The sequence below is a fragment of the Micrococcus sp. 116 genome, assembly GCF_902506395.1.
GTDB lineage: Bacteria > Actinomycetota > Actinomycetes > Actinomycetales > Micrococcaceae > Micrococcus > Micrococcus luteus.
Window position 1 is genome coordinate 1,403,945 of sequence record NZ_LR732370.1, and the last position, 18,384, is coordinate 1,422,328.

Sequence of the window (18,384 nt, forward strand, 5' to 3'; positions counted from 1 at the left end):
GGGTCAGGCCTCGGCGCGGGCGGCCGAGTCCGGCAGGCCGAACACCGAGTCGAACGCGTAGGCGTACACCGCGGCGTAGACGAGGAAGAACACGAGCAGGCCAGCCTCGATGAGGAACGCCTCCCCCAGCCCGATGCCGAGGATCAGCGCCACCGCGGGCACGAGGAACACGATCAGCCCGCCCTCGAAGCCGACGGCGTGGGCCACGCGCACCCACCAGGGCCGGCCCGTGATCCCGAGGCGGCGTTCGAGGGTCTCGAACACCGAGTTGAACACGATGTTCCACAGCAGGGCCACGGTCGAGGACACGACCGCCACGGCGAGTGAGGGCCCGCCGCCGTTGCCGAGCGCCGCCAGGATCACGGTGGTGAAGAGGATGGCGAGCAGCTCGAAGACCACCGCGTAGACCACGCGGCGCAGCAGGGGCGTCCGGAACACGCGGCGGCGCACGAGCGCGTCCCGGCCTCCCGGGCCCCGCGGCACGTCGGAGGGCGGCGTCGACGCGGGGTCGACGCCCGGGCGGGCGCGGCGGGTCTCGGACACGGCGCCCAGCCTAGGGCTGGCACCGCAGGGCGCCGAATCCGGCGGAACCGGCCGCCCGCCGTCGTCGCTCCTCGATGAGGGGCGGGCGCGCCTTCACCGCGCCCCGGCCGCCTGCCTAGAGTTCGAGGCATGAAGCTCACCGATGACCTGCTGCAGAAGTTCAACGACCAGATCACCCTCGAGTTCGAGGCGTCCATGGTCTACCGCCAGCTCGCGATCGCCGCCGACGACCTGGACCTGTCCGGGATGGCCGCGTGGCTGCGGCACCAGGCGGACGAGGAGATCGTCCACGCGAACAAGTTCATCGACCACGTCGCCGACCGGGACAGCTTCCCGACGATCGGCGCCATCCCGGCCCCGCCCGTGCAGGCCGGCCTGTCGGCCCTGGAGATCTTCCGGGCCGCGCTCGCGCACGAGCAGAAGGTCTCCGAGGCGATCCGCGAGCTGTACCGGGCCACCGAGTCCGCGGGCGACCTCAACTCGCGCCCGCTGCTGAACTGGTTCCTGGACGAGCAGATCGAGGAGGAGGCCACCGTCTCCGAGATCGTGGGCCAGCTCGAGCTCGTCGGCGATGACGGCTCGGGCCTGCTCCGCATCGACGGCCGCCTGGGCTCCCGTCCCGTGGAGACCACCGAGAACGACGCCTGAGCCCACCGGCGGCCTCGTCGGCCGCGCACGCACCGGCCCGGTCCCCCACGGGACCGGGCCGGTGCGTGTCCGTCCCCGCCGCTATGCTCGACCTGCGCCCTGCCCGCGCACCGGCGCGCCCGTCGGCCCCACCCCAGGAGGAACCATGGTCGGACTCGTAGCCCTGCTCGACGACGTCGCCGCCCTCGCCCGCCTCGCCGCCGCGAGCGTGGACGACGTGGCCGCCGGAGCGGGACGCGCCGCGGCCAAGGCGGCGGGCGTGGTGGTCGACGACGCCGCGGTGACCCCGCAGTACATGGCCGGCGCGGCCGCCGCCCGCGAGCTGCCGATGATCTGGCGGATCACCAAGGGCTCCCTGCGCAACAAGCTCGTGTTCATCCTGCCCGCCCTGCTGCTGCTCGACTGGCTCGCCCCCTGGATCCTGCCGTGGCTGCTGCTGGCCGGCGGCACCTACCTGTCCTATGAGGGCGCGCACAAGGTGTGGGGCAAGCTCACCGGCCACGGGCATGCCGACGACGAGGAGCCCGCCGTCGAGCGGGGTCCGGAGGCCGAGGACACCGTGGTGCGCGGGGCCATCACCACGGACTTCATCCTGTCCCTGGAGATCATGGTCATCTCCATGAACGAGGTGGCCGACCTGGGCTTCTGGATGCAGGCGGCGATCCTGGCGGTGGTGGCCGTCGTCATCACCGCGGGCGTGTACGGGGTGGTGGGGCTGATCGTGAAGATGGACGACGTCGGCCTGCACCTGCACCAGAACGCCTCGACCTCCGGCGGCCGCTCATTCGGCGCCGGGCTGGTCAAGGCCATGCCGCACGTGCTGCGCGTGGTGACCGTCATCGGCACCGTGGCGATGCTCTGGGTGGGCGGCCACATCGCCCTCGTGGAGCTGGACGCGCTGGGCGTGCCGTGGCCCTACGCCGTGCAGCACGGGATCGTCGAGCCCGTCACGCACGCCGCCGGCACGTTCCTCGGCTGGCTCACGGAGACCGCGACGTCGGCCGTGTGGGGCCTGCTCTGGGGCTCGGTCGCGCTCGGGGTGGTCCTGCTCGTGGGACGCCTGCGCGGGAAGAAGGCCGCGCCCGCCCACTGACGCGGCGGCCGACCGGTCCACTCCCACCCGCGCCCGACGCCGAGGCCCGCAGACGCGCCGCTACGCACGGAACGTAGCGGCGCGTCTGCGGGCCTCGGCGCTGTCTCCGTCTCCCGACGGGCCCCGTCAGTCGGCGGTGAGGAAGGTGCGCACCGCGGAGACGAAGGCCTCGGGCTGGTCGGCGTGCAGCCAGTGGCCGGCGTCACGGACGGTCACGCGCACGACGCGCGGGAACAGCTCCTTCATCCGCGGCACGTCCTCATCCTGGACGTAGTCCGACTCGGCGCCGGCCAGCCACAGGACCGGATGGTCGAACACGCGCTCCGGATCCTCGGGGACCACCGGGTCCGGGAACGAGCCGATCTCCCGCAGGTGCTCGAAGAGCATGGCCACGTTGGGCTGCCACGCGAAGTGGCCGGCCGTGCGCCGCAGGTTCTGCAGCAGGAAGCCGCGCACCCGCGCGTCGTGGACGTGCTCGGCCATGGCCGCGTCGGCCTCGGCCCGCGAGTCGTACGCGTCCAGGTCCATGCGCAGCATGGTGCCCAGCAGGTGCACGAACTCGTCCGTGGCCTGCGGTGAGAGCCGCGGGGAGATGTCCTCCACGATCAGCCGGTCCACGAGCTCCGGGTGCCGCAGGGCGAGCACCATCGCGACCTTGCCGCCCATCGAGTGGCCCAGCAGGTGGACCGGCCCGTCGGCGGCGAGGCCGGCGCGCAGGTGGGCGGCCACCCGGTCCGCGATCTCGCGGTAGTCCACCCGGTCCGTCCAGGGCGAGGCGCCGTGGTCCGGCAGATCGATCAGCTCCACCGTGAAGTCGTCGCCCAGCTCCTTGGCCGGGCCGGTGAAGTTCCGGCCCCGGCCCATGAGGCCGTGCAGGAACGCGACGCCGCGCGGGCCCTCCCCGATGCGGGTGGAGGCCAGGGGGGCGTCGGACGGGTCGGAGGCGGCGGCGGTCGTGTTCACCCGACTCAGGCTAGCGCGGGACCGCGCCGGCACCTCCCCCGCCTTACAGTCATCTCGACCCTCTGAGATGGGCGCGAACAGTGTCATACTGACCAGAACAGCCCCGCCAGTCCGCCCCGGGAGGTCCCATGCCGGTCGCTGAGGTCCGCGTCAGCGTGGCCGTGTCCACGGCCGTCTTCGGCGTGCGCCCGGACCCGCACGGCGTGCCCCGCCTCTGTGTCGCCCTCGTCCCGCGGATGCGCGAGCCGTTCCTGGACCGGTGGGCGCTGCCGGGCGCGTGGCTCGGCGCGGACGAGGAGCTGGCCGACGTCGCCGCACGCGTGGCCGCCGAGTGCGTGCCCGGTCCCGTCCGTCGCCTCGAGCAGCTGGCGGCGTTCGGCGCCGTGGACCGTTCCCCCACCGGACGCGTCCTCACGGTGGCCCACTGGGCGCTCAGCCCCGTCCTGGACGACGACGGCGCCGCCCCGGCGTCCCGCCCGGACCCGGACGTGGCCGGGCTGCCCATCGGGGTCCATGTGCGCTGGCACCGGGCCGACGCGCCGCCCGCGCTGGCGTTCGACCACGCCCAGATCCTGGCGGCGGCCGTGGCGCGTCTGCGCGCGGACCTGCCGCGAGCCGGCGTCGGGCACGCGCTGCTGGGGCCCTCCTTCACCCTTGCCGAGCTGCGCGCCGTGCACGAGGCCGTCCTCGGCCGCGGCCTCGACGCCGCCAACTTCCGCCGCGCCACCCTCGCCGCCGGGACCCTCGAGGAGACCGGCGAGGTCCGCGGCGGCACCCCGCACCGCCCGCCCAAGCTCTACCGGTACCGGCCCGCCGGGCCCGGGACCGACCCCGATCCCGCCGGGCCGGATGCCCGCCGCTGACCACCAGCCCCGACCCAGGAGTCACCCATGACCACCCCGACCGGGACCACCGCCTCGGTGGCCCGCACCCTGACCCTGATCGACAAGGACGCCGCGCGCGGCTCCTCGTGCTCCCCCGACCTGACCCGCGGCCCCTGGGCGTTCGACGCCGGCCTGCCCGCCTACGGCCCCGGCGCATCGCAGGACGACGCCGTCCCGGCCGACGCCCCCGTGCAGGGCCGCATCCCCGAGGAGTACCAGCGGGCCTCCGACGAGGAGCTCCACGCCCGGATCAGCGCCGCGCGGCAGACGCTCGGCGAACGCGTCGTCGTGCTGGGCCACTTCTACCAGCGCGACGAGGTCGTCCAGCACGCCGACTTCGTGGGCGACTCCTTCCAGCTCGCGCGGGCCTCCCAGGGCCGGCCCGAGGCGGAGGCGATCGTGTTCTGCGGCGTGCACTTCATGGCGGAGACCGCGGACCTTCTCTCCACCCCGGACCAGGCCGTCATCCTGCCCAACCTCGCCGCCGGCTGCTCCATGGCGGACATGGCCGACCTGGACTCGGTCGAGGACGCGTGGGAGCAGCTCGAGGCGGTCTACGGCACCGAGCCGGACGACGACGGGCGCGTGCCCCTGCTGCCCGTGACCTACATGAACTCCTCCGCGGCCCTCAAGGGCTTCGTCGGCGAGCGCGGCGGCATCGTGTGCACGTCCTCCAACGCCTCGGCCGTGCTGGACTGGGCGTTCGAGCGTGCCCAACGCGTCCTGTTCTTCCCGGACCAGCACCTGGGCCGGAACACGGGCCGCGCCAGGGGGATCCCACTCGAGCAGATGCCGACGTGGAACCCCCGCCTGCCGCTGGGCGGGAACTCCGAGGACGCCCTGCGGGACGCGAAGGTCCTGCTGTGGCACGGCTTCTGCTCGGTGCACCGCCGCTTCACCGTGGCGCAGATCGAACAGGCCCGCGCCGAGCACCCGGACGTCCAGGTGATCGTGCACCCCGAGTGCCCCCTGCCCGTGGTGGAGGCCGCGGACTCCTCCGGGTCCACCGACTTCATCGTCAAGGCGATCCAAGCGGCGCCGGCCGGCTCGACCTTCGCGATCGGCACCGAGATCAACCTCGTGCAGCGCCTGGCCGCCCAGCACCCCGAGCACACGATCTTCTGCCTCGACCCCGTGATCTGCCCGTGCTCCACCATGTACCGCATCCACCCCGGCTACCTCGCGTGGGTGCTCGAGGAGCTCGTGGCCGGCCGCGTGGTCAACCGGATCACCGTGCCTGCGTCCGTCGCCGAGCCGGCCCGCACCGCGCTCGAGCGGATGCTGGCCGTCGCGCCGAAGCAGTCGGCCGCGCAGTCCGCCGGGGCCGGGACGTGACCCCGGCCGACCGCGCCCCGGCGACGCCGGCCCCGCAGCCGGACGTGGAGCGGATCGTGGCCGCCGCGCTCGCCGAGGACGCGCCCTGGGGTGATGTCTCCTCGGAGGCCTTCGTCCCGGAGCAGGCCCGGATCACCGCGCGCGTGGTGGCCCGCGAGCCCGGGGTGCTCTCCGGCACGAACGCCCTCGAGGCCGCCTTCCGGCTCGTCGACCCGGCCGTGTCCGTCACCCTGCACCTGGCCGACGGCGCCGACCTGTCCCCCGGCGCCGTCGTCGCCGAGGTCGCGGGCCCCGCCCGCTCGGTGCTGCGCGCCGAGCGCGTGGCGCTGAACCTCGTCCAGCGCCTGTCCGGGATCGCCACGACGACGGCCGCCCACGTGGCCGCCGTGCGCGCCGGCGGCGGGCACGCGCGGGTGGTGGACACCCGCAAGACCACCCCGGGTCTGCGCGTGCTCGAACGGCAGGCGGTGCGGGACGGAGGCGGGCACAACCACCGCTTCAGCCTCTCGGATGCCGTGATGCTCAAGGACAACCACCTGGCCGCGCTGGGGTTCGGCAGTGCCGGCGACCCGGGCGAGGCCCTCACCGCGGCCCTGCGCGCCGGGATGGCCCGCCTGCCGCACACCACCCACGTGGAGGTGGAGGTCGACCGGCTCGAGCAGATCCCGGCGGTGCTCGCCGCCGGGGTCGACACGATCATGCTGGACAACTTCTCGCCGGCCGAGCTGCGGGCCGGCGTCGAGCGCGTCGCGGGCCGCGCCGTCGTCGAGGCCTCCGGCGGGGTGAGCCTCGAGACGATCGGGGCGATCGCGGCCACGGGCGTGGACGTGATCTCGGTGGGAGCGCTGACCCATACCGTCCAGTCCCTGGACCTGGGCCTGGACGCCGTGGTCGAGGAGGTCTCGCCGCGCCGATGAGCACCACCCTCGACCTGGACCACGCGGCCACCGCGCCCGTCCGGCGCAGCGCGCTGGAGGCGATGTGGCCCGCCCTCACCGGCGTCTACGGCAACCCGTCCTCGGCGCACGAGGCCGGCCGGGCGGCGGCGGCCCTGCTCGAGGACGCCCGCGCGCGGGTGGCCCGCGCGATCGGCGCCCGGGCCGGGCAGGTCGTGTTCACCTCGGGCGGCACGGAGGCCGACGCGCTCGCCGTGCTCGGCACGGTGCGCGCCCGGATCCTCGCCGGACGCCCGGCGGGCCACGTGCTGACCACGGGGATCGAGCACAGCGCGGTGCGGCAGTCCTGTGACCAGCTGGCCCGGCTGCACGGCGTCGAGGTCGAGCACCTCGCGCTGGACCGTGACGGCCTGACCTCGGCGGACGACCTCGCCGCCCGCCTGCGCCCGGACACCGCGCTGGTCAGCGTGCACCTGGCCCACAACGAGGTGGGCACGGTGCAGCCGGTGGCCGAGCTGGCCGCCGTCGCCCGGGAGGCGGGCGTGCCGCTGCACGTGGACGCGGTGCAGGCCGCGGGGCAGATCCCGGTGGACGTGCGCGCCCTCGGGGCGGATCTCGTGGCGCTGTCCGGGCACAAGGTCGGCGGGCCCAAGGGGGTCGGCGCGCTGTGGGTGCGCCCGGGTCACGCCCTGGAACCGCTCGTGCCCGGTGGCGGCCAGGAGCGGGGCCGGCGGTCCGGGACGCAGAACGTGGCCGGTGCCGCCGGGTTCGCGGCGGCCTTCGAGGAGGCCGAGGCGGAGCGCGCCGCGGCCGCGGACGCGTGGTCCGGGCTGCGGGACCGGTTCGCGGCGCGCGTGCTCGACGGCGTCCGGGCGCTCGTGCCCGACGCGCGGCTGACCGGCCATCCCGCGCGGCGGCTGCCGCGTCACGCCTCGTTCGTGCTGCCCGGTGTGAACGGCGAGTCGGTGCTGGAGGAGGCGGCCCGCCGGGGCGTGCTGGCCTCGGCGGGGTCCGCGTGCTCGGCCCACGACGCCGAGCCGTCCCCGGCCCTGCTCGCGCTGGGCCTCAGCGAGGACGAGGCGCGCACGGCCCTGCGCTGCACGTTCGGCCCGGACGCCGACGCCCCGCTGCTCGAGGCCGCGGCGGACGCGATCGTCGACGCCGTCCGGACGGTCGCCGCCCTGCGCTGAGCGGCCCCGGGCCGGTCGACCCCGCTGCCGCCGGGGCCGGCGTCGGAAGTTCACCCGAGGGTCAGCCCGAGGCCACACACCCGGGGGCCTGGCCGAGTCCGGCCGTTCGCGCCTGCACGCCACGCTGCGCGCGGTCGACGAGGACGGGCTGGTGCTGCGCGGCCGCTTCGCTCGCGGGCTGACCCTGCGCTCCGGCTGGGTCGACGGGGCCGCCGACCACACCGCGAAGATCCTCGCGGACACGCTGCCCTCCGGCGCCCGCTTCGAGGTGACGTACGCGTTCGAGGACGAGGCCGGCCGCCTGGGCGAGTCGGCCGTGGCCCGCTTCACGACGGCGCCCGGCGAGCGTGGCAGGAGTACATGCCGATCGCCGACTCCACGGCCCTGCACCGCGGCTCCGGCCTCGCGCCCACCCGCATCCACCGCAGGATCCCCCGCGGCGCGACGCTCGACGTGTTCGCCCTGGACATGCGCACCCACAAGGGCGAGAACACCCAGCGTCTCGAGACCCACGAGACCCCGATCCTGGGCGAGGAACAGCTGCAGTGGCTCATCCGCGGGCTGCGCGCGGCGTTCACCGACTTCGAGCCGTTCTGGGAGTTCGTGGCCGGCCCCATCAACGCCGGATCGTCCGGCCCGAACACGCTGGACGGCACCTTCGGCCCGCGCCTGGACTTCGAGGCGCACGGGCCGGTCATGGGCTCGCCGCGCTCCGGCGAGCACCAGTACTTCGGCCACGTCGAGATCCCCGAGGACGGCCGCGAGTTCCGGGTGCGTCTGATCAACGCCGTCGGCCGGACGGTCTACTCGCGCACGCTGACGGCTGCCTGATCCGCCGTGCCGGCGGCGTCGGCGGACCGTCAGTCGGTGATCAGGCCCTCCTCGCGGAGCCAGTCCCACGCGACCTGGGTGGGCTCCTCGCCGTCGACGTCCACCCGGGCGTTCAGGCGCGCGGCCGTCGCGTTGTCCAGGCGCGCGGTCACGGGCGCCAGCAGGTCGGCGATCTCGGGGTGCTCGGCCAGGACCTCCTCGCGCACGATGGGGGCCGCGTTGTACTTCGGGAAGAAGCTCAGCGGGTCCTGCAGGGTCGTCAGGTCCAGCGCGGCGATCCGCCCGTCCGTGGAGTACGCCTCCCCGAAGGTGCACGACCCGTCCGCCACCGCGGCGAACACCGCCCCGATGTCCATCTGGCGCAGCCGGGATCCGGTGGGCCGTTCGATCCCGTAGGCCTCGAGCATGGGCAGGAACCCGTCGTTGCGGGCGGCGAATTCGGCGCTCACGCAGAAGGACTGGTCCTCCGTGGGGAGGTCCTTGATGTCCGCCAGGGTCTCCAGGCCGAGCTCCTCCGCCCGGTCCTGGCGCACGGAGAAGGTGTAGGTGTTGTCGAGTTCGGCCGGCGGCAGCCACACCAGGCCCTGCTGCGCGTCCTCGTCCCGGACCGCGGCCCACTGCGCCTGGGCGTCCGGGATCGGATCGGTGTGGCCCAGGTACGTGATCCAGGCCGTCCCCGTGTAGTCCCACTCGACGTCCACGACGCCTGCGACCTGGGCCTGGCGCGCACTGAGCGAACCCGGCATGTTGGTCAGATCCTCGACGTCGGCCCCCGCGGAGCGCAGCAGGATCGCGGTGATCTTGCCGAGCACGACGCCCTCGTTGAAGTTCTTGGAGCCCACCGCCACGTGGGCGCCCTCGAGGTCGATCCCGGCGACCTCGCCGGCGGGCGTGCCCGAGGGCAGGTAGCCGCCGGCGGTGCTCAGCCCGCACCCGGACAGGACCAGGGAGGCCGCCAGGCCGAGCGCGGCGAGCGCGGCACGAGCGGGGGTCCGGCCGCGGCGGCGGGATGGGATGGTCGCGCGCGAGGTGGTCATGCGAGCCCCCTCGGGGTGGCCAGCGTCTCGACGAGGCGGCCGATCCACTCGATCATCAGGGCGAGGGCGGCCACGAGGATCGCCCCCGAGACGAGCAGCGGGAAACGGAACAGGACGATCCCGGTCTGGATGAGCAGGCCGAGGCCGCCGGCGTCGATGAACGTCGCGAACGCCCCGGTGCCCACCAGCAGCACCAGGGCGGTCCGCAGACCCGCCATGATCACGGGCAGGGCCAAGGGCAGCTCCACCCGGAGCAGGGTCTGCACCGGCGACATGCCCATGCCGCGGGCCGCCTCGACGACGGTGGGGTTGACGCCCCGCAGCCCGGCCAGCGTGTTGGCCAGCACGGGCAGGAACGCGTAGAGGGACAGGGCCAGCACGGCGACCCGGAAGCCGAACCCCCACGCCATGGCGAGCAGGACGATCACACCGATCACCGGGGCGGCCTGACCGGCGTTGGCCAGCCCCATGGCGACGGGGGTGAACCGCCGGGCGGCGGGTCGGCTGAGCAGCACGCCGAGCGGGATGGCCGTCGCCACGACCAGAACGGTGGACACGCCGACGAGGGCCAGGTGCTCGGCGGTGAGGCGCAGGACGGCGGGCCAGGTCAGCAGCCGGGCCTCGACGTCGTCGAGGGCGGCCCCGCGCACCCAGACGGTCCACCCGATCAGCAGGGCGGCCACCAGCAGCGGCAGGCCGATCAGGAGCAGGCGGTCCTCGGCGGAGGCCGCACGCAGCCGGGCGATCATGGCCGAGCCTGCTCGTCGCCGGCGCGGGCGTGCGCGCGCAGTGTCGGATAGTCGAGCAGACCGATGACCGTGCCATCACGGACCACGGCGATCTCCTCCGCCGGGGCCGTGACCAGCGCCGCGAGGGCCTCGCTGATCGGGGTGGCCGCGTCGAGCACGGGCCCGCCCGGCAGCGGGCCCGTCGGGTGCGGTGCGATCGGGCGCAGCGGCAGCGAGTCGACCGACCGCAGCCCCAGCCGCTTGAGCCCCGCCCCCGACCCCACGAAGTCGGCCACGAACTCGGTGGCCGGCCGAGCCAGGACCTCTTCGGGGGTGGCGTACTGGGCCACGTGCGCGCCGGGTTCGAGCACCAGGATCCGGTCGCCCAGGAGCACGGCCTCATCCACGTCGTGGGTGACCATCACGATGGTCTTGCCCACCCTGGCCTGGATGTCGAGCATCTCCTGCTGCAGGCGCTGGCGGGTGAGGGGGTCCACGGCGCCGAAGGGCTCGTCCATGAGCAGCACGGGAGGATCCGCCGCGAGGCCCCGGGCCACGCCGACGCGCTGCTGCTGTCCGCCGGACAGCTCGCGCGGGAAGCGGTCCCGATAGATCGCCGGGTCCAGGCCGACGAGCTCGAGCAGCTCGTCCACACGGTCGGCGATGCGCCGGCGGTCCCACTTGAGCAGGCGCGGCACCAGCCCGACGTTCTCGGCGACGGACAGGTGGGGCATCATCCCGCCGCCCTGCACGACGTAGCCGATCTGACGGCGCAGCCGGGTGGGGTCACGGCGTGTGATGTCCTCCCCGCCGATCAGGATCCGCCCGGAGGTGGGTTCGATGAGGCGGTTGATCATCTTCAGCGAGGTGGTCTTGCCGCAGCCGGACGGACCGACGAACACCACCGTCTCCCCCGCGGGGATGACGAGGTCCAGGGCGTCCACGGCGGGACGGTCCTGCCCCGGATAGAGCTTCGTCAGGGACTCGAGACGGATCTCGGCCCCGGCGTCACGGTCGGTGCTCATGCGCGCAGTCCCTTCGAGATGGTGAGGCGGCCGAGCAGCACGAGCAGCCCGTCCAGGACGAGGGCGACGACGACGATGCCGAGGGTGCCCACGAGGGCGTAGTTCAACGCGTTGGCGCCGCCCAGGGAGACCAGCCCCGTGAAGATGTACGAGCCCAGTCCGGGCCCCAGGACGTAGGCCGCGACCGCGGCCACGCCCATGCCGAGCTGGCCTGCGACCCGGATGCCGGTGAGGATCACGGGCCAGGCCAGCGGGAGACGCACCCGGGTGAACAGCGCCACCGGCCCCATGCCCATCCCCCGGGCGGCCTCCAGCACCTCCGGGTCCACGCCGCGCAGACCCACGAGCGCGTTGCGGAGGATGGGCAGCAGGGCATAGAAGACCACCACCACGACGGCGGGGACGGTCCCGATGCCCACCAGGGGGATCAGGACGCCGATGAGCGCGAAGGAGGGCAGGGTCAGCCCGACGGCGGTGAAGGCGTTCGCGATCGGGGTCAGGGCCTTGATCCGCGTGGCGATCACGGCCAGTGCGATGGCGAGCACGGTGGCGATGGCCAGCGCCTGCAGCACGAGCCACCCGTGCTGCCAGGCGCGGAAGAGGATGTCCGGCCAGCGTGAGGCGAGGAACTCGCTCATGCCGCCTCCACGCCGACAGCGCGCCCCTGGGCGGCCCGGGCGTCTGCGGGGTGGGGCAGGACCGTCATCGTCGTCTCCTTCGGTCCGGGTGGGGCGGGCGTGCTCTTGCACGCTACCCGAGACGGTGGCACTCCCTGTGTTCTGCACCACGACGGGGGTCACCGGCACCGCCGCGGACGGCCCGACGACCAGGCGACGGGCAGGACGGCCTGCGCTAGCGTGTCGGCCATGTCTCGCTCCCACTCCGACGCCCTCGACGCGTCCGGCCCCGACTCCGGGGGCGCCGTCGTCGCGCCCCGCCGCCGCGTCGGCCTGCTGCCCCGCATCCTCCTCGCGATCGTGGCCGGCGTCCTCGTCGGCCTGGTCGCGCCGACCTGGCTTGTGCAGGCCTTCGCCACCTTCAACGGCCTGTTCTCGAACTTCCTGGGCTTCATCGTCCCGGTGCTGATCCTGGCGCTCGTCGCCCCCGCCATCGGCGACATCGGCCGGGGCGCGGGGAAGCTGCTGGCCCTGACCGGCGGCATCGCCTACGGCTCCACCCTGTTCGGCGGCTTCGGCGCCCTGCTGGTCTGCCTGCTCGTCTTCCCGCTGATCCTCACACCCGGGTCCTTCGAGGCGATGGCCAACCCCGAGGACGCGCTGCTCGGCCCGCTGTTCGAGGTGCAGATGGACCCGCCCTTCGGCGTGATGACGGCCCTGCTGCTCGCGTTCGTGCTCGGCATCGGCCTGACGACGCTGCCGCGCGGTGCCCTGCACGAGGGCTTCGACCAGCTGCGATCCATCATCGAGCGGGTCGTCATGGGCCTGATCGTGCCGCTGCTGCCCGTCTACATCTTCGGCGTGTTCCTGAACATGACCGCCGCCGGTGAGGTCTTCAAGGTCATCACCACGTTCCTCGGTGTGATCCTGCTGGTCTTCGGCCTCACCGTGGTGCTGCTGCTCGTCCAGTACGTCGTCGCGGGCGCGATCGCGGGCCGCAACCCGTTCACGGCCCTGAAGACGATGCTGCCGGCCTACGCGACGGCCCTGGGCACCTCGTCCTCGGCGGCGACCATCCCGGTGACCCTGCGCCAGACCCTGCGGCTCGGCGTGCGCCGGCCGATCGCCTCGTTCGTCGTGCCGCTGTGCGCGACGATCCACCTGGCCGGCTCCACGGTGAAGATCGTCTCGTTCTCCATCGCAGTGCTGTTCCTCTCGGGCCAGGCGATCGACATCCCGGTGTTCGTGGGCTTCATCTTCATGCTGGGCGTCACCATGGTCGCGGCGCCCGGCGTGCCCGGCGGCGCGATCGTGGCGGCCTCGGGCCTGCTGTCCTCGATGCTCGGCTTCACCGAGCCGCAGGTCGCGCTCATGGTCGCCACGTACATCGCCATCGACTCCTTCGGCACCGCCACCAACGTGACCGGCGACGCCGCCATCGCGATGATCGTCGACAAGATCGCCGGGGACCGTCTCATCGAGGACTCCGCGGACGAGGGCCTGGAGCGCCGCGACGACGAGGAGGTCGCCACCGGCGCCGACGCCGGCTGACCCGCCCCGCACACACCACGGCCCCTCCCTGTCCGCAGCTCAGGGAGGGGGCCGTCGTCGGGACGGGCGGTGTCAGCCGCGCAGGTCCCGCTCCGCCTCGGCGCGCACCGCGCGCCGCTGCCCCGGGGAGCGCACGACGACGTCGCTCATCTCCTCGAGCGTCTTGCCCTTGGTCTCGGGGACGAAGGCCGCCACGAAGGCCAGGGACAGCGCCGCCATGACCGCGTACAGGCCGTAGGCGAGGGTCAGGCCGATGTCCGCCAGCCACGGGAACGTGGTGGAGACGGTGAAGTTCGCCGCCCACTGCGCGGCGGCGGCCACGGCGAGCGCGCCGGCGCGGATGCGGTTCGGGAACATCTCGCCCAGCAGCACCCAGACCAGCGGACCCCAGGTGGCGCCGAAGAACACCACGAAGGCGTTCGCGGCCACCAGCGCCACGGTGGACCACGGCTGCGGCAGGGACACGGACTCGGCGCCGCCGGTCTCCGCGAAGGAGAAGGCCAGTGCCATCAGGCCGAGGCTGACCGTCATGCCGGCGGAGCCGGCGATCAGCATGGGGCGACGGCCGACGCGGTCCACCAGGGCGATCGCGATGAGGGTGACGGCGATGTTCGTGACCGAGGTGATCACGGTGACCGTGAGGGCGTCCGACTCCCCGAAGCCCACCGAACGCCACAGGGTGGTGGAGTAGTAGAAGATCACGTTGATGCCCACGGCCTGCTGGAAGACGGAGAGCAGGATGCCGATCCACACGATCGGCTGCAGGCCCGCCGACGGTCCACGCAGGTCCGCCAACGACTCGCGGCGCTCCGAGTCCAGCGAGCGCCGGATGTCCTCGATCATCAGGTTCACCCGGTCCACACCGGTGAACTCGTGCAGGACCTCGGCCGCCTCGTCCGTGCGGCCGCGGGCGACCAGGTAGCGCGGGGACTCCGGCAGCTTCAGGGCGAACAGGCCGTACAGCACCGCCGGGACGGCCTCGGCCAGGAACATCCAGCGCCAGGCGTCGACGCCGAGCCAGAACGGCTGCGCCGCTCCCCCGGCCATCGTCGCGAAGAGCGCGTCCGTGAGCAGCGCGGCGAAGATGCCAAGGACGATCGCCAGCTGCTGGAGCGAGCCGAGGCGACCGCGCACATGCGCCGGGCTGACCTCCGCGATGTACGCCGGAGCGATCACGGACGCGGCGCCCACGCCCAGGCCGCCGACCACGCGCCAGAAGATCAGGTCGACCACGCCGAACGCCAGGCCCGAGCCGATGGCGGAGACCAGGAACAGGATCGCGGCGATCACCATCACGGGCACGCGGCCGCGGCGGTTGGCGATCGGCCCGGCGAACCAGGCGCCGAGCGCGCAGCCGATCAGCGCCGAGGAGACGGCGAAGCCCGTCAGACCGGCGCCGAGGCCGAACTGCCCGGCGAGGGCGTCCACGGCACCGTTGATGACGGAGGTGTCGAAACCGAACAGGAAGCCGCCGAGCGCGGCGGCGACCGAGATGCCGACCACCTTGGCGTTGAGGCGAGACGTCGCGGCGCCGCCGGACCGGGTCGCTGTCATGGTGGGTCCTCTCTGGGGGGCGCCCGACGGCCCGCTGCGCGCCGGTGCGTCCGCACAGTGTGTTCTCCGCTCAGCGAGCGTGCAAGTCGCACAGCCCCTCGCCCCGCGCAGAGGAGGCGGCGGGGCAGAATGAGGGCCATGTTCGTCGTCCTGGGCCCCGCCCCCGCCTCCGTCGGCAGCCCCGGCACCTGGTGGGCCCTGGACGGGGAGGGCGAAGACGCCGCTCCCCTGGGATCCTGCGCCGCCGGGTCCGTGGCCGGGCTCGTGGCCGGTCTGCCCGCCCGCCTGGGCGTGGACCCGAGCACGGTCCGCTGGGTGCTCGCCGACGTCGGGACGGAGTACGCCGCCTGGCTGGTGGCGGGGGTGCGGGTGGATCGGTGCTGGGACCTGGCCCTCGTCCAGCGGATCCTGCGGCACGCGGCAACGGCGCCGGGCAGCGGGGTGCGTTACACGCCCGTGGCGCAGCTCGAGGTCGCCGACCCGACGGAACCCGAGCGCCCGGCGCGGGTGCCCGCCGGTCAGGAGTCCTTCTTCGACCTGCCGGACGAGTCCGGCCCCACCCCGGACGTCACCGTGCTCGCGGCCGAGCTGGCCGCGCAGCGGGCGGCCGTCGAGGGCTCAGCCCACCCCCACCGGCTGCGGCTGCTCGCGGCGGCGGAGTCGCAGGGCGCACTCGTGGCCGCAGAGATCCGGGCGGCGGGTCTGCCGTGGGACCGGGGCGTGCACGAGGCGCTCCTCGCCGAGCAGCTCGGCCCCCGGCCTGCACCGGGCGAGCGTCCGGCCCGCCTGCAGACCCTGGCCGAACGCATCGCCGAGGTCCTGGGCTCCCCCGGGCTGAGCCCCGACTCGCAGCCGAGCCTGCTGCGGGCGCTGCAGACGGCGGGCGTGGCCGTGGAGTCCACGCGGCAGTGGGACCTGAAGCACTGGATCGACGCCGGCGGCGCGGAGCGCGAGGCGCGGGCCGCGCTGCTCGCGCCGCTGCTGGAGTACAAGGCCCTGGCCCGGCTGTGGACGGCCAACGGCTGGCACTGGCTGGACCAGTGGATCGGCGACGACGGCCGGTTCCACGCCGCCTACCTGGTCGGCGGCGTGGTGACCGGGCGGTGGGCCGCCCACGGCGGTGGGGCCATGCAGATCCCAGCCGGGGTACGCGACGCCGTCCGCGCAGACCCCGGGTGGACGCTGACCGTGGCCGACGCCTCCCAGGTGGAGCCGCGCATCCTCGCCGCGATGGCCGCCGACGAGGCGCTGGCCCGTGCCGGGACCACGCCCGACCTGTACCGGGAGGTCGCGGAGCAGGGCCGGGCGGCCGGCACCGCGCTGGCCGACCGCGGGCGCGCGAAGATCGCCCTGCTGGGTGCGATGTACGGCTCGACGACGGGCGACTCCGCGGCGCTCATGCCGCACCTGCGCCGGCTCTACCCCCGAGCGATCGGCCTGCTCGAGCGGGCGGCCACCGTCGGCGAGGGCGGCGGCCAGGTGTCCACGTGGCTGGGCCGCTGGTCCCCCGCACCGGGGCGGAAGTGGCAGGAGTCCGTGTCCGACGTCGGCACCCAGGCCGCCGAGTCCGCGGCCCAGCGACGGCGGCGCTCCCAGGGCCGCTTCACCCGGAACTTCGTGGTGCAGGGCACCGCGGCCGAGTGGGCGCTGTGCTGGATGGGCGAGATCCGCCGTCGACTGCGCTCGGCCGGCATGCGCACGGAACTCGTGTTCTTCGTCCACGACGAGGTCGTCCTGCACGGCCCGGCCACGGAGGCCGAGGCCGTGCGGACGGTCGTGGCGGAGTCCGCGAGCGCCGCCGGCCGCCTGCTGTTCGGTCCCGCCCCCGTGGACTTCCCGCTCACCGTCTCCAGCGTGGGGTCGTACGCGGACGCGAAGTGAGCGACGGGGCGGCAGGGCGACGGTCGCGGTCATGGCCTCCGTGCGCCGCACCGGGCCGAGGACCCTCGGACCTGGCACGATGCGGGACGAGGGCCGATCCTGGAGAGCGCCCGAGACACCCTTGTGAAGGAGACCGCATGCCCGTCGCCCCGCGTCCGTCCGACGGCGCCGCGTCCTCGGTCTTCACCCCGCACCAGCAGCGCATCCTCGCGGTGCTCCTCATCCCGATCTTCATGTCCCTGCTGGCCGTGTCCAGCATCAACGTGGCCCTGCCCGCCCTGCAGCGGGGCCTGGACGCCAGCGACGCGGAGCTGCAGTGGGCCATCTCCGGCTACACCCTCGTGTTCGGCATGGTGCTCGTGCCGGCGGGCCGGGCGGGTGACCTCTTCGGCCGCCGCCGGCTGTTCCTGGTGGGCCTCGGCGTGTTCGCGCTCGGTGCGCTCCTGTCCGGCCTGGCGCCCACGGGCGTCCTGCTCGTGCTCGCGCGCCTGGTCATGGGCGTGGGCGCGGGCCTGCTCAACCCGCAGGTCACCGGCTTCATCCAGGGCGAGTTCTCCGGCGCCTCCCGCGCCCGGGCGTTCGGGGCGCTCGGCGCCGTCGTCGGGGTGTCCGTGGCGGTGGGGCCGCTGCTCAGCGGCGGGCTCATCGCGTGGCTCGGCGGCGACCTCGGCTGGCGCGCGACCTTTCTGGTGAACGTGCCCATCGCCCTCGGCGCCCTGATCGTGGCCCGCCAGTGGCTGCCGCGCACCGTCCCCGAGCGGGCGCGGCGTCCGGACCTGGACCCGGTCGGCGTCGTCCTGCTGGCCGGCGCCCTCGTGGCCGTCATGCTCCCGTTCCTGGACCGGGGGCTCGGGCCGTGGCGGTTCGTGCTCGTGCCCGTCGGCATCGGCCTGGCCGCCCTCTGGACGCGGTGGGAGGCCCGCTACGCCCGACGGGGCCGCGCCCCGATGGTGGACCTGCGCCTGTTCCAGACCCGCAGCTTCGCGTGCGGCGCCCTGCTGATCGCCATCTACTTCACCGGCTCGACCAGCATGTTCGTCGTGATCGCCATGTTCATGCAGAACGGGCTGGGCTACCCGGCGCTGCACGCCGCGCTCATCGGCCTGCCTTCGGCGGTCATGTCGAGCGTGATGTCCACCGTGGCCGGGCGCGTGGTGCTGCGCACGGGCCGGAAGATCGTCGTCCTCGGCATCGCGCTGGCGCTGCTCGCCGTCGTGGGCTCCATCGGGGTGGCGTGGGCCAACCGGGAGTTCGGCCTGAGTCCGTGGTGGCTGCTGCTCACCCTCGCCATCTTGGGTGCCGGGCAGGGGCTGGTGGTCTCCCCCAACCAGACCCTCAGCCTGGCCGAGGTCCCGCCGCGGCACTCCGGCACGGCCGGCGGCGTCCTGCAGACCGGCCAGCGCGTCGGCACGGCCGTCGGCACCGCCGTGATCGTGGGGGTGTTCCTGGGCGTCGCCTCCGGTGCCGACTGGGACGGGGCGTTCATGGCCGCCTTCGCGCTGGTGGCCGGGTGCATGGCCCTCGCGCTCCTCGTCGCACTCGCGGACCTGCGCGGACCACGGACGGCGGCCCCCCGTGGCTGAGCCCCGCCCCGGCGACGTGCGCGTC

The 18,384-nt window shown here is 74.2% G+C and carries 17 protein-coding genes; 10 read left to right on the forward strand and 7 right to left on the reverse strand.

Features of this window, described 5'->3' with window-relative positions; genetic code table 11:
* Positions 1–3 precede the first annotated feature (3 nt).
* On the reverse strand, positions 4–543 hold the full coding sequence (locus CITRIK5_RS06445) for a PACE efflux transporter (protein ID WP_098092251.1): 540 nt from the start codon (positions 541–543) through the stop codon (positions 4–6).
* 129 nt (positions 544–672) lie between these two features.
* Between CITRIK5_RS06445 and CITRIK5_RS06450 the strand changes: the two genes are divergently transcribed.
* Both CITRIK5_RS06450 and CITRIK5_RS06455 read left to right on the forward strand, forming a co-directional pair.
* On the forward strand, positions 673–1,191 hold the full coding sequence (locus CITRIK5_RS06450) for a ferritin (protein ID WP_020626453.1): 519 nt from the start codon (positions 673–675) through the stop codon (positions 1,189–1,191).
* Between the two features lie 145 nt (positions 1,192–1,336).
* On the forward strand, positions 1,337–2,284 hold the full coding sequence (locus tag CITRIK5_RS06455) for a DUF808 domain-containing protein (protein WP_159833323.1): 948 nt from the start codon (positions 1,337–1,339) through the stop codon (positions 2,282–2,284).
* Positions 2,285–2,410: 126 nt separating this feature from the next.
* On the opposite strand, the gene CITRIK5_RS06460 is transcribed toward CITRIK5_RS06455, so the two are convergent.
* Positions 2,411–3,247 carry an alpha/beta fold hydrolase gene (locus CITRIK5_RS06460; protein WP_078025868.1) on the reverse strand — a complete coding sequence of 279 codons (837 nt, stop codon included), beginning with the start codon at positions 3,245–3,247 and terminating at the stop codon, positions 2,411–2,413.
* Between the two features lie 128 nt (positions 3,248–3,375).
* Between CITRIK5_RS06460 and CITRIK5_RS06465 the strand changes: the two genes are divergently transcribed.
* The 5 genes from CITRIK5_RS06465 to CITRIK5_RS12190 all read left to right on the forward strand — a co-directional run bounded on the left by CITRIK5_RS06465 (position 3,376) and on the right by CITRIK5_RS12190 (position 8,383).
* The gene (locus CITRIK5_RS06465; protein WP_159833325.1) at positions 3,376–4,110 is read left to right on the forward strand and encodes an NrtR DNA-binding winged helix domain-containing protein; all 735 of its coding nucleotides are present in this window, start codon (positions 3,376–3,378) and stop codon (positions 4,108–4,110) included.
* Between the two features lie 27 nt (positions 4,111–4,137).
* The gene (nadA, locus tag CITRIK5_RS06470) at positions 4,138–5,466 is read left to right on the forward strand and encodes a quinolinate synthase NadA (protein WP_078025869.1); all 1,329 of its coding nucleotides are present in this window, start codon (positions 4,138–4,140) and stop codon (positions 5,464–5,466) included.
* The gene (gene nadC / locus CITRIK5_RS06475) at positions 5,463–6,383 is read left to right on the forward strand and encodes a carboxylating nicotinate-nucleotide diphosphorylase (RefSeq protein WP_078025870.1); all 921 of its coding nucleotides are present in this window, start codon (positions 5,463–5,465) and stop codon (positions 6,381–6,383) included. The genes nadA and nadC overlap by 4 nt, the downstream gene beginning before the upstream one ends.
* Positions 6,380–7,552: a cysteine desulfurase family protein gene (locus CITRIK5_RS06480; protein ID WP_159833327.1), complete on the forward strand. Its 1,173-nt coding sequence runs from the start codon at positions 6,380–6,382 to the stop codon at positions 7,550–7,552. The genes nadC and CITRIK5_RS06480 overlap by 4 nt, the downstream gene beginning before the upstream one ends.
* 360 nt (positions 7,553–7,912) lie before the next feature.
* Entirely contained in the window at positions 7,913–8,383 is a 471-nt protein-coding gene (locus CITRIK5_RS12190) for an alkaline phosphatase D family protein (RefSeq protein ID WP_060973549.1), read from the forward strand.
* A gap of 29 nt (positions 8,384–8,412) precedes the next feature.
* On the opposite strand, the gene CITRIK5_RS06490 is transcribed toward CITRIK5_RS12190, so the two are convergent.
* Genes CITRIK5_RS06490 through CITRIK5_RS06505 form a run of 4 tightly spaced genes read right to left on the reverse strand, consistent with a single transcriptional unit; the run spans position 8,413 to position 11,811 of the window.
* On the reverse strand, positions 8,413–9,420 hold the full coding sequence (locus CITRIK5_RS06490) for a glycine betaine ABC transporter substrate-binding protein (RefSeq protein WP_159833329.1): 1,008 nt from the start codon (positions 9,418–9,420) through the stop codon (positions 8,413–8,415).
* Positions 9,417–10,169: an ABC transporter permease gene (locus tag CITRIK5_RS06495; RefSeq protein WP_159833331.1), complete on the reverse strand. Its 753-nt coding sequence runs from the start codon at positions 10,167–10,169 to the stop codon at positions 9,417–9,419. Before CITRIK5_RS06495 ends, CITRIK5_RS06490 begins: the two co-directional genes overlap by 4 nt.
* A complete protein-coding gene (locus CITRIK5_RS06500; protein ID WP_098092236.1) occupies positions 10,166–11,173 on the reverse strand; it encodes an ABC transporter ATP-binding protein in 1,008 nt (335 codons plus the stop codon). Before CITRIK5_RS06500 ends, CITRIK5_RS06495 begins: the two co-directional genes overlap by 4 nt.
* A complete protein-coding gene (locus CITRIK5_RS06505; protein WP_002855197.1) occupies positions 11,170–11,811 on the reverse strand; it encodes an ABC transporter permease in 642 nt (213 codons plus the stop codon). Before CITRIK5_RS06505 ends, CITRIK5_RS06500 begins: the two co-directional genes overlap by 4 nt.
* A gap of 228 nt (positions 11,812–12,039) precedes the next feature.
* On the opposite strand from CITRIK5_RS06505, the gene CITRIK5_RS06510 reads away from it, so the two are divergent.
* Positions 12,040–13,341, forward strand: coding sequence for a dicarboxylate/amino acid:cation symporter (locus tag CITRIK5_RS06510; protein ID WP_159833333.1), 1,302 nt, complete (start codon positions 12,040–12,042; stop codon positions 13,339–13,341).
* Between the two features lie 72 nt (positions 13,342–13,413).
* Here CITRIK5_RS06510 and CITRIK5_RS06515 read toward each other — a convergent pair whose 3' ends face one another.
* Positions 13,414–14,895, reverse strand: coding sequence for a sugar porter family MFS transporter (locus tag CITRIK5_RS06515; protein ID WP_159833335.1), 1,482 nt, complete (start codon positions 14,893–14,895; stop codon positions 13,414–13,416).
* A gap of 138 nt (positions 14,896–15,033) precedes the next feature.
* On the opposite strand from CITRIK5_RS06515, the gene CITRIK5_RS06520 reads away from it, so the two are divergent.
* Entirely contained in the window at positions 15,034–16,776 is a 1,743-nt protein-coding gene (locus CITRIK5_RS06520; RefSeq protein WP_159833337.1) for a bifunctional 3'-5' exonuclease/DNA polymerase, read from the forward strand.
* 137 nt (positions 16,777–16,913) lie between these two features.
* A complete protein-coding gene (locus tag CITRIK5_RS06525; protein ID WP_141843615.1) occupies positions 16,914–18,359 on the forward strand; it encodes an MFS transporter in 1,446 nt (481 codons plus the stop codon).
* The last annotated feature ends 25 nt before the right edge of the window (positions 18,360–18,384 follow it).

Coding starts and splice junctions, on each gene's coding strand:
- CITRIK5_RS06490 (WP_159833329.1), bottom strand. CDS start 9,420: ATGACCACCTCGCGCGCGACCATCCCATCCCGCCGCCGCGGCCGGACC.
- CITRIK5_RS06480 (WP_159833327.1), top strand. CDS start 6,380: ATGAGCACCACCCTCGACCTGGACCACGCGGCCACCGCGCCCGTCCGG.
- CITRIK5_RS06520 (WP_159833337.1), top strand. CDS start 15,034: ATGTTCGTCGTCCTGGGCCCCGCCCCCGCCTCCGTCGGCAGCCCCGGC.
- CITRIK5_RS06515 (WP_159833335.1), bottom strand. CDS start 14,895: ATGACAGCGACCCGGTCCGGCGGCGCCGCGACGTCTCGCCTCAACGCC.
- CITRIK5_RS06455 (WP_159833323.1), top strand. CDS start 1,337: ATGGTCGGACTCGTAGCCCTGCTCGACGACGTCGCCGCCCTCGCCCGC.
- CITRIK5_RS06510 (WP_159833333.1), top strand. CDS start 12,040: ATGTCTCGCTCCCACTCCGACGCCCTCGACGCGTCCGGCCCCGACTCC.
- CITRIK5_RS06525 (WP_141843615.1), top strand. CDS start 16,914: ATGCCCGTCGCCCCGCGTCCGTCCGACGGCGCCGCGTCCTCGGTCTTC.
- CITRIK5_RS12190 (WP_060973549.1), top strand. CDS start 7,913: ATGCCGATCGCCGACTCCACGGCCCTGCACCGCGGCTCCGGCCTCGCG.
- nadA (WP_078025869.1), top strand. CDS start 4,138: ATGACCACCCCGACCGGGACCACCGCCTCGGTGGCCCGCACCCTGACC.
- CITRIK5_RS06505 (WP_002855197.1), bottom strand. CDS start 11,811: ATGAGCGAGTTCCTCGCCTCACGCTGGCCGGACATCCTCTTCCGCGCC.
- CITRIK5_RS06465 (WP_159833325.1), top strand. CDS start 3,376: ATGCCGGTCGCTGAGGTCCGCGTCAGCGTGGCCGTGTCCACGGCCGTC.
- CITRIK5_RS06500 (WP_098092236.1), bottom strand. CDS start 11,173: ATGAGCACCGACCGTGACGCCGGGGCCGAGATCCGTCTCGAGTCCCTG.
- CITRIK5_RS06450 (WP_020626453.1), top strand. CDS start 673: ATGAAGCTCACCGATGACCTGCTGCAGAAGTTCAACGACCAGATCACC.
- CITRIK5_RS06495 (WP_159833331.1), bottom strand. CDS start 10,169: ATGATCGCCCGGCTGCGTGCGGCCTCCGCCGAGGACCGCCTGCTCCTG.